Annotated in this window: 15 protein-coding genes; all 15 read right to left on the bottom strand. The window is 48.0% G+C overall.

The window, feature by feature from the left end:
- A partial coding sequence (locus MO867_RS18895) for a phage tail-collar fiber domain-containing protein (RefSeq protein WP_252472038.1) occupies positions 1 to 1,075 on the bottom strand: 1,075 nt, incomplete at its 3' end.
- 9 nt (positions 1,076 to 1,084) lie between these two features.
- On the bottom strand, positions 1,085 to 1,609 hold the full coding sequence (locus MO867_RS18890) for a phage tail protein (protein ID WP_252472036.1): 525 nt from the start codon (positions 1,607 to 1,609) through the stop codon (positions 1,085 to 1,087).
- Positions 1,606 to 2,775: a baseplate J/gp47 family protein gene (locus MO867_RS18885; RefSeq protein ID WP_252472034.1), complete on the bottom strand. Its 1,170-nt coding sequence runs from the start codon at positions 2,773 to 2,775 to the stop codon at positions 1,606 to 1,608. Before MO867_RS18885 ends, MO867_RS18890 begins: the two co-directional genes overlap by 4 nt.
- On the bottom strand, positions 2,772 to 3,092 hold the full coding sequence (locus MO867_RS18880; protein WP_252472032.1) for a DUF2590 family protein: 321 nt from the start codon (positions 3,090 to 3,092) through the stop codon (positions 2,772 to 2,774). The genes MO867_RS18885 and MO867_RS18880 overlap by 4 nt, the downstream gene beginning before the upstream one ends.
- The gene (locus MO867_RS18875; RefSeq protein WP_252472030.1) at positions 3,092 to 5,008 is read right to left on the bottom strand and encodes a phage tail tape measure protein; all 1,917 of its coding nucleotides are present in this window, start codon (positions 5,006 to 5,008) and stop codon (positions 3,092 to 3,094) included. Before MO867_RS18875 ends, MO867_RS18880 begins: the two co-directional genes overlap by 1 nt.
- 4 nt (positions 5,009 to 5,012) lie before the next feature.
- Positions 5,013 to 5,180, bottom strand: coding sequence for a DUF6890 family protein (locus tag MO867_RS18870; protein ID WP_252472028.1), 168 nt, complete (start codon positions 5,178 to 5,180; stop codon positions 5,013 to 5,015).
- Between the two features lie 14 nt (positions 5,181 to 5,194).
- A complete protein-coding gene (locus MO867_RS18865; protein ID WP_252472026.1) occupies positions 5,195 to 5,482 on the bottom strand; it encodes a putative phage tail assembly chaperone in 288 nt (95 codons plus the stop codon).
- 30 nt (positions 5,483 to 5,512) lie between these two features.
- The gene (locus MO867_RS18860) at positions 5,513 to 5,776 is read right to left on the bottom strand and encodes a hypothetical protein (protein WP_252472024.1); all 264 of its coding nucleotides are present in this window, start codon (positions 5,774 to 5,776) and stop codon (positions 5,513 to 5,515) included.
- Positions 5,776 to 6,261, bottom strand: a complete 486-nt coding sequence (locus tag MO867_RS18855; RefSeq protein ID WP_252472022.1) for a hypothetical protein — start codon at positions 6,259 to 6,261, stop codon at positions 5,776 to 5,778. The genes MO867_RS18860 and MO867_RS18855 overlap by 1 nt, the downstream gene beginning before the upstream one ends.
- Positions 6,258 to 6,842, bottom strand: coding sequence for a hypothetical protein (locus tag MO867_RS18850; protein ID WP_252472020.1), 585 nt, complete (start codon positions 6,840 to 6,842; stop codon positions 6,258 to 6,260). Before MO867_RS18850 ends, MO867_RS18855 begins: the two co-directional genes overlap by 4 nt.
- 2 nt (positions 6,843 to 6,844) lie before the next feature.
- Complete coding sequence (locus tag MO867_RS24105) at positions 6,845 to 7,054, bottom strand: TraR/DksA C4-type zinc finger protein (RefSeq protein WP_373565907.1); 210 nt, start codon at positions 7,052 to 7,054, stop codon at positions 6,845 to 6,847.
- Positions 7,055 to 7,063: 9 nt separating this feature from the next.
- Positions 7,064 to 7,510, bottom strand: a complete 447-nt coding sequence (locus MO867_RS18845; protein WP_252472018.1) for a phage protein — start codon at positions 7,508 to 7,510, stop codon at positions 7,064 to 7,066.
- Between the two features lie 52 nt (positions 7,511 to 7,562).
- Complete coding sequence (locus MO867_RS18840) at positions 7,563 to 8,672, bottom strand: DUF2586 domain-containing protein (protein WP_252472016.1); 1,110 nt, start codon at positions 8,670 to 8,672, stop codon at positions 7,563 to 7,565.
- An 8-nt stretch (positions 8,673 to 8,680) separates the two neighbouring features.
- Positions 8,681 to 9,220, bottom strand: a complete 540-nt coding sequence (locus tag MO867_RS18835; protein ID WP_252472014.1) for a hypothetical protein — start codon at positions 9,218 to 9,220, stop codon at positions 8,681 to 8,683.
- Between the two features lie 94 nt (positions 9,221 to 9,314).
- Positions 9,315 to 9,574: phage tail protein (locus MO867_RS18830; RefSeq protein WP_252472013.1), on the bottom strand; the 260-nt coding region annotated here is incomplete at its 5' end.

Genomic DNA, 9,574 nt, shown 5'->3' with positions numbered 1-9,574 from the left:
CCCAACCATCGGGAATATCATCTATTGTCCCATGCCAAGAAACGCCGACATTGAGAGGTATTAAATGATCCAGTGCCGCCCATAATTGTTTTGGGGAAACATAGGTTACATCGTCTGCACGCTCTAATACTTGTGTTTGAGTCGCACGTTTAACAATACCGTGCTCAGTGGTTGAGGCGTACTGCTGCTGGGAGACATAGATATTAGTTCGGGTCTGAATAAAAGTAATCAAACCCAACTCATCAACCTCGTGCCGATAAATATTTCGATTCCAGATTTCACCACTGGCCAAAATTCCACCGACGCGCTCTAAATAATGAGGAATACCCGATTCATCGATATAATCCGACTGTGGACCATAAAGGATCGATACATTCGCAATAGTCTCGTGTACAGTTTTTTGCAGGGAAACATCTAGGTAAATATCTTTAGAATAATTTTCAGCTCCATCCAGAATTATTTCGCTGGGGTTTTCAATACGAATACCTTCTACATAGCCAATTCCAGGTAAAAGCTTGTAGACGCCAGAATTCTCTTCCAACATCCATCCTTCACCCAAAAAACTTGCACGGCCATATATATCTCGGTTGCTGAGTCGTTCCCGCTCATCCATAGCGACTAGCCAAGCGCTTAGATCAATTTGCCACGTCTCAGCGGGCACAGTAATTCCGGTTGCTAGCTGAGCGTCGGCAAACTGCAAAAGAAAATTACGGGTAATATTATTTCCCTGCACCCCGTTAGCGGTCTCGGTCTTTAATGTACGCGGCACATAAGCAACAGCGACTAAGGTACCATCACTGGCAACCAGGCCCAGCCAATTAAAATAGAAATCTCCGTCCCCGGTATCCATCGATAGTGAATAGACTACTTTGTCAGGGGTTAGATAACCTTCTTTTGATACAGCGGCCTGGTGAACAATTTCATTAGCGGCTGGCATAACCTCAGCCAAATTAACGGACTGCGTATGGTCCAAACCATCAATATCCGCCAATAAAAACTGGGTAATTTCCACCGGCTCATTGGCGCCAGTCTTAGCCGCAATATAGGCGGCTCCTGTATTAATAATTGCGGGCATAGTTCCCCCTTAAAGTGACGCAACTAGATAGCCGTTATCGTGGCCACAATCTGCTGTGCGCAATTGCACTTGCAGTGGTGTTAAGACTTCAAACTCATAGCGGCGGCATATCCGGCCATATTTACTTAAAATGATTTGTAATAGTTCTGGGTTTTCTGCCAACTGTGAGTCGGTTAAATGCAACTTGATCACATCCCAGTCGCGATCCGGTAAGCGTTCTTCAATCTCGATATAACCAATTAATAGCCGCTCAAAGATACGCTTTAAGCCAGCAGTACTGCCCGCGTCCTGTGCATTCACAAAAGCATATTTAACCCGCAAGCGATACAACTGCATGGATTCGCCTTCAAACCGTTCCACCCCTCTTTGCCAGGCGAGCAAATCCAGGGCACCAGGTATACAGGTCTCCGGGTCCAGTTGTCGTACCGGCCAATAAAGCCACTCCTCGACACGCTCCCAAAAGCGTTGGCAGGCTTTGCGCAACTTAGAGAGCTGGGGACCGGATAACCAAAAAGGCAGTTTTAACTCGATCATGCCACTGTCACCGATAGGCTATTAATTCTGGGTAAATCCATTTGACTGACGATGTAATCCAGACTGAAATCGACACCGCGAAGCAAGTCGAATTGTCTATGTAGCTCGCCACCCAATAGCGAAAAAGAAAAGCGACTCCAGGGCTTAACCAGGGTTGGCTGGTAATCTAAATTCCCCCTGAAGGCAGCCCAGATAAAATCCTCGACACTCTTTTTGATTTCATCTTTGGTACCACCACTTAGGCCATCAATGGTGTATACCGTCACCGTAATATCGTGGAAGGTTTCAGGCATGGCATTAATTTTTAAGTCATCCCCGTGACCGTGATTCCCTTCATCGGTGATTTTTTGCTGGATAGTTTGGATAAAACTGTCATCTGGTTGACCGGTCTCAAACATCACATAGGCATCAGCGGTACCAGGGCCGCGCGGTGCATCACTGTCAAAAAATACGTTTTCATCATTAACTCCATCAAAGCTGGCGATTAATGATCGGTAAACTGCATCGGTGTGCCACTGGTTCACCGCCATATACTGAGTTCTAATTCTCTTTCGTAATTCCTCTGGGTCTTCGTCATCCGTTCCAGGATGTGTAAGCCAGTCTTCCAGGTTGGCTACTGCCACAATACCCGGCAATAAAACCGGCAATACTGAGTAATACCCCGCTGCCAAGTTATAGGCACTGCCCGCCTCTTCAGCTTCCACTGGTGCTAGAACCGTGTCCAATCCATCGCTAAACGTCACCGTTGCTGTTGTTCGTAGGGTATAGACACGGCCATTAATATTGGCACTTTGTATTGCAGTGTTGATGGGCACATCCAGGGAGCCCGAACTATCCGCCCGTAAAAATTGCACAAAGCCTTGGGCCTTACTCTTTGTTTTCGGCTCCAGATTTACGCCGTCAGCATGTAATGCGAGAAATTCACCGCTTGCGGTCTTCACGTACATTTGTGGCATTACGAGTTTAATTAATGCTTGTATCAACCAAACTATCGGCGTTGTGATCAGCACCGTAACCATTCGCCACCAGGGTGAAATATCCCGATTATTGGTGAAGGCGACACCTTCCGCCTCTACTTCTTTCTCAAATTCCGCGCGCACCTCTTCTTCAGTCGTTGGGATACCGCCGTCTTTTAAAAGGTTGGTAAATAGCTCTTGCTCGCTCATAAGGTAAACTCGATATCTTTAAAATCTACCGTGGTAGCTGTGACTAAAACCTCTCCCTCATCACGGGAAAGCCGCGCTGTTCCTGGTTCAATACGGGAATCACTCTCCACCAGGTTCTCAAGCCGAGAAAGGTTTAACGCCCACTTGTCGCTCTGTCGCTCGCCCACCAGCTCCACAAGCAGGCCGCTCTCTCTGATCATGTGTTTGATATCTTGCGCAACAGACGCCCTGTCACTAATTCCCATCGGGACTCCAAGTGAATCTAGGGCGATATCATTATTAACAATCCATAAATCTTGGTATTTAGTTTCGGTCATCAGCCCGCCGCCATTTCCAGTTCATCTACAAATCCGTAGCCACTCGCCGGATTAATTACTTCTACTTTTTCGATATGTGTGCCGCCGCGTTGATTGTTCTGTATCTGCTGAGAGATCCCCCCGGCTGGCACAGCACTAGGCTGATATTGAGGTGTTGAAGCCTTGGGAATACTTGTGCGCTCTTTCTCTACAGTGGCTTCAATATTTATGCCTGGTATTAGGTTTAGTTTTTCTATAACCCAATCGGCCGCGCTACCCAGCGCATCGAAAATACCTAAATCACCTAGCCAGTTTTTAAGGCGGGTAAATAGCGCGGGTATCTTCTTGATTAGATCAAACAAAATCCCTATCAAATTAATAGCTGTAAGGAATGGTGCCGCCAGAATGCGCGCTATGGGGTTACTATTAATGGCCTCTCGAATAGCTGACCAACGCTCAATAAAGCCACCAATAAAACCAAGCGCAGCAGCCTTGACGGTATCCCAGTGAATCACCAGCAAAGCCAACCCCGCAATCAAACCAATAACAGCGACTGCTATCCACACAAGCGGGTTTGCATACAGTGACAAACTAAATAGTAAAGTTGCGATACGCGCGGCTTTTAAGCCTTTGGTTAATAAGCCTAAAGCCCCGGCCCCAACTGCCGTTACTCCTGTCCAGAGAGTTTGCAAACCAATCAGCCCAGCCATTGTCAGCTGTACCACACCCCCTACCGCTGCAAACAGTAAAACGACAGAAATTAAACCGGCAATTACTAATACAGTAATACCGATTGCCTTGGTTAAATGCGGGAATTTGTACGACCAATCAACCATAGTCGCGTTGGCAGCGGTCAATTTATCGATTAGTGGCGTGATTACAGGTAACAGGGAATTACCAATAACCGCGCGCACCGCTTTGCTACTCTCGCGCCAGCGGTTGAAGGGGTCGGAGATTTCCATAGCCATACGGCGGGCCTTCTCCATGCCTTTAACATTGCCCAGCGCCTGTATATTATTGCCAAGCCCTTCGGTATCCAGCATCAACTGCTTAATCAAAGATACCGCCTCTTTGCGCCCAAATGCCTTCATTAAAAGCTGGCCTTGTTCAACTGACCCAAGCCCCGTTAGTCTTCCTTTCAGCTTGCCCAGGATGTCCAGAACCGGCAGCATTCGTCCGCGACTGTCGGTAAATTGAAGTCCCAACTCGCCCTGAGCTTTTCCTACCCCCTGTAAAAAGGATTTGTATTTTGTGCCCGCTTCACTACCGCTCATGGTGGATTGAAGCTGACCCATAATAGCCATCTGTTCGGCCATTTGTATTCCGTGGGATTGGCCTTCAGCTCCTAGCGTCGAATAGGCGGCGGCCATTTCTGCGCCTGTAGTTTTAAACATCTGTACGGCGGTAGCGGTTTGGCCTGCAACAATCTCTACCCACTTAGCATTGCCCAGTCGCTTAGCATCCTTTTGAAAAATGCCGTACATAGTGCCCATATAATCTGTAATGGTGGCCGCATCGGATTTAGTACCTTGGGCCAATACTGCGCTAGCCTTGGTAAACCTTGCCAGCTCATCACCTTTCAGCCCTGAAATTGCGCTCTGAATATCGTAAGACGCTCGGATAAAATCAGCGGCACTAGTACCGTATTGAATGGAAGAAGTTAAAGCCGTGCGCTGTAATTTTTCCAGTGCTTCACCGTGAACATCCAGGCTTTTAACTTCCCCTAATGCCCGATTAATTTCTATAGCGGGATCAAGCAACCCGGAAAGGGAGCGATGTAAAGCCCAGCCACCCACAGCCGCACCAGCAAGCATTGCCCCACCCTTAGTAGCTGTGGCTTTTAACTGTTTTACCTGTGAATCAATCTTACCGATTGGGCCGCTGGCCTTATCGATCAGACCGATTCGAAACATTAATTTTTCTAGCTTGGTGCTCATTGCGTCAGTTCTTCCAGGCTTTACCAATACCGTTAGCTACGGCTGATTCAAAGTTCTTCCAGTATTCCCGCTCTAACATCGTGGCAGTTGCCAAGGTGTCCTCTGTAATCGGTTCACCAGGAAGCCATTTGCGCGCATAGGCGCACAACTGGCTATAGCCGTTTTCCGCCATCGCATCAGCAAGCGCTAACGCTTTTTTACAGCTATTTTCAAATCCGGTGTATAGGCTTCATAAATATCTGAGCCAATGGCAATTTCACTTCCCGGCATATCCGTTAGCACTTTCAACAAGGTTTGTTTGCCTTCATCGGTCACTGTAGAAACCAGGAAATTATGAAAAGCGTTAACTTTATTGCCTGGCCCTAACTGGTTGACTAGTTTGTTATAGTCACTGCGGGTAACTTTGAATACAACATCACTACCTTCAATAGTGACCTCAAATTCTTGCATGTTTTCGTTGGTAGCGTTTGCCATGATATTTCCTTAACTAAAGGGGGTTTTTGATTAACTTTTAACACTCAGGGCAGCTTTAAAACCAGCCCAAAAAATCCCAAACAAGCTACTTAGAAACATTCCAAGTATTATCCGCTTACTCCACTTGGTAACTTGTTCTGATGCCAGGCGTTGCTGGCGCAAATATGCCTGGTCTTTTTGTGTCTCCAGGACGTTTTCAGTATCCATACCCAGTTTTTGCAACATTGCTGTTACGGCTTTATCTGCGGCACTATTCGCGAGGGCGTCGGCTTCCTGCTTGGAAAGATATTCCATTACCTCTCCCTAACGCTTGAGAGTCGCTTTGCTGCCCAACCTTCAATCACCTGACGTAACATACGGCGGAAGCCGAAGGTATCGATATACACAGCGGCCAAACCCCACCAGTAGTATTCAGGCGTGGCCTGTAAGGATCTAAAGCCGGCATTGACCGCTGCTTGTAATTCACCCAGCTGATAAGATGAAGCAATAACCAACTCAAGAAGAGGCGCAACAAATAGGAGAACCATCGGCAACGTGGTTAGAATCAAAAGATAATCATCTTTCCAGCCTCGCTGATCAGCGCTCTTGAAATCCATTGCCGCCGCGTGTTCATCGCCATTTAGTGCGCGTTTTATTTCGGCATTATTGCGGGCACGTTTGACTTCCAGCTCTCCGCGCTGCTCCTCTGCTTTCACTTGCCGTTTGTGTTTCACCAAATCAACAAGGCCACCAAAAATAAACTTGACCCCGGCTAGTACCACACTGGCTGAAATACTCATAAATCACCCTCTTCTAATAGTGTGTATGTGAACGTGGTGCCCCACTTTTCCGCCGCCACATCACATAGCGAAATTAGCAGTGCAAATTCAAAGGGGTCTGCCAACACCTGACAGCCCGCGCTCCAACGATCCACACGGCGGCTTGTATGAGTCGCGCTGGCTCGGTGACAATTAATCCCGAATAGCCCGTCATCGATGGGGGAATCCATATTAATAATGGAATCCTGGTTGTTGTCTCGATAAACCCGCGCAGGCCTCCGTTGCACCAATGCGCGGTATTTACCCTGATGTAAGCCCAGCTGCCACAAACCCGGATACTGTCCAGGGACAAGAATTGCAGTCCCGTTTACATTGGCTGGTTTTTCGCGCCAGAAATTGCCGGGATCAGTGGTCGCGGAAAAACTGAGGCAATGGGGGATATCTTGAAAACGCCAGGCAACCGCGAAACGATCATTAAAAGAATTAGCGTTACGGTCGGAGCTACGAATACCAATCAAGTTAAGATTAAAGTCTCCTTCATCAAAGAAACGGTATCCTTTCCGTATCATTGCCGTTTGTAGTTGTCCGTACCGTACCCGCATTTTTAACGCCCCTTTTTTTCAAAAAATTCCTGACACTCAATACACCTGGTTACACCACCAAATTTCCGCCGTTCTGCGGGTATAGGTTCGTCGCAATCTCTACAACTTCCCCGGCTAGTTTTTTGATGTTGTGAACGGTTACGCTGTGCGGCTAATACGCTGTCCCGCTCCCGCTGCTCAAGCTGTGACGCCTGGTCAAATAGGTCTGGCATAACCGGCCCTTAATTCAGCCGCTCAATTTCTTCAGAGCGCAGATAGGGAACACCGTTGATGTTGACAAATTCTCGGCCTGTTACTTCGTACTTAATGGTATGCATTAGCCGTTCATTGCTTTGGTTTGCACTCAGCACATCAGACAAACTGAGCTTGCAGTCAAAGGCTTCAACATTGATGGATTCATCCGTTGATTCAGCGTTGTACACCAGATCAAAATTTGGTAAATCCCGAAAACTGCCGGCCTCTTTTGCAGCCTCAACAATAATTTGAAACTGCCCGGTATTCAGTTTGATTTCACCGCTAGCGGAGACATCACCCTCAATAAATCCGTCAGGAACACCACGGGTTTTAGTGGTGCTTGTGCCGTCCTCAATTGAAAGGCTGACCTCTTCAATATTGACGCGGTAACTACCGATCATAGTGTCAATGTCGCGTCCGGAAAGTTTGGACATATCAATTCCCCTAGTATTTAAAAACTAAAAATTAACCTTTGACGGCTTGAAATCAGCCAGCGTTGGTTAAGTCCAACGCAATATTGGCGGTAATAGATTTTGGCGAGTTGTAAGGTGTTACTTTTAAATAGATTTCTACGTCATCACGAGTTGGCCAAATAATTTCTATATCGCCATCTTTAGGGCTCTTGATTTCTCCGGGGAAAACATCGGCCCCAAATTGCACACTCCGCGCCATTTCCCGTAGCGGGCGGGAAAAGTAGGTTTTATTGGAGGCAATAGAGATTGGGGTACTGTTCAGCTGTCGATTGCCTACCCGCGCAATCGCCAACACCCGAATAGCGCGGGCCGCTTTATCCACGACACGGAGGCTTTCAATAACCTGATAGTCTCCCCCTTCGGCGTCCAACATATTGCAGTCGCCCCAATAGGTACCCGGATAATCAACATAGGTTTGCGGTACTGATAGCCTCAGAGCGTCCAGGCTGGCCAGCATAGCGTTATCCAGAGGTACGCCGTCCTTATCATTAGATACAGACCCCAGCGACAAAAGAGGCCCTGTGGCAACTCTCATAGGCGAATCAGCGATGCTAGCGGCACGATTACACAAACGGCCTACCAGGACGCCCAGGTTATTTCCGTGTAGCAGGGGAACCGCTGATACCCGGTAAGCGCTTACAGGGTCCACAATGGCAGCCTGCGCGGCCAGGTAATCGCTCCAGGTCTCGCTGGTGTCATCAATGGCGGGGGTGGCTATCAAAACCACCACACGGCGCCCCTTTGCGGTTCTGATACTTTCCGCTTTCGCAAAAGCATCATTTAAATCATTAGCAGTTACAACGGGAGTACAGACCGCTACCAGCTCCGGGGAGACACTCAGCATTGCGGTATCAAGCGCGATCCGCCAATCATCAGAAACATCCAGGGGCACAGACCAGGCGTTCCAGTTTTCGCCCCCGTTGGCTTGCGCTGCCGCCACTTGGGTTTTTAATTGTGATTCATTTGCGCCTAACAGCTCGTCCAAATCACTCTGAGAATTGAGCGGAATCACGCTGTTTTTGTTGGTGTCACCCACTCCCAGGAATATCGCCTTGCGTTCGATTTCATCAAAGGCGCCTTGCCCTTGATTCAGGTTGTTAACTGTTACTGTACCCTGTGCCATTTGGCCCCCTAGATGCTGTTAATACGTCCGCTCGTTTCGTCAAAAATCATGCTGGCTAATTTGTCTATCTCTTGTCTCGTTGTCCCTAAAAAAGAGCGGTCGGGTAACTCTATAACCCAGCGACTTTCCCCCGGATCATCCCTAAGTATTCGTAGAATCAACCCCGCCTGCCCTAGAGATAAATTTTCCATAATCCAACGCATGGTTGGCTTTTTCTTGCGGCCATTTGGTAGCCGCACTTTGTAACCTTCTTTTTTTAATGCCCGCGCCTGATATCGGGTTGCGGGATCTTTATAGTCCGGTTTGCCGTAGACCTTTTCTGCCTTTTTTCCGGTCCACTCTTCAGGCATTCCGTGTTGGTGTTGATAGGCAATTTCAGCCGTTTTTCCATTTGCAAAAAAAACCTCACCGCTAAGCCCCACACTTCGCGCCCGCATTTTCTTACTAAGGCCGCGCAGCATTTTCTTTTTTCCGTTTTTTCGTTTCTTCCAGCTCTTGCCGTCCAGCCCTCTTTGTTCGCGTAATCGCTTACGGCTATAAGCGCGCACCTTTCGGGCCAGCGTACCGCCTATGCGTCGCTGTTTGGCTGCTGGTAGCTTTAGCAGTGCTAGTTGCTGTCGCGCTTTTAAATGTCCAGTAAGATCAATTTTCACGGCTGTATGGCGCGTCTGTTGGTAGTTCTTTGTTGTCCCCTACCGCCACTTGGTTTGGCTCGTCAATTGGCACTGTCGAAACTGCATAGTGTTGTCCCCGGTAAAAAATAGGGCCATTGTCTTCGGGCACTAAGTCCACGTTCTCAAAAAAGCGGATTGTGATTTCCACATCTACCGACTGAGCATCAATCGGCGTGACTTCTATTTGCGGCTCCGGCATGTCGTCATCAAAGCGACTGGAATCATTTT

It is taken from the genome of Microbulbifer okhotskensis (assembly GCF_023895975.1).
GTDB classification, from domain to species: domain Bacteria; phylum Pseudomonadota; class Gammaproteobacteria; order Pseudomonadales; family Cellvibrionaceae; genus Microbulbifer; species Microbulbifer okhotskensis.
This window is presented reverse-complemented; position numbering and strand designations above follow the sequence as displayed.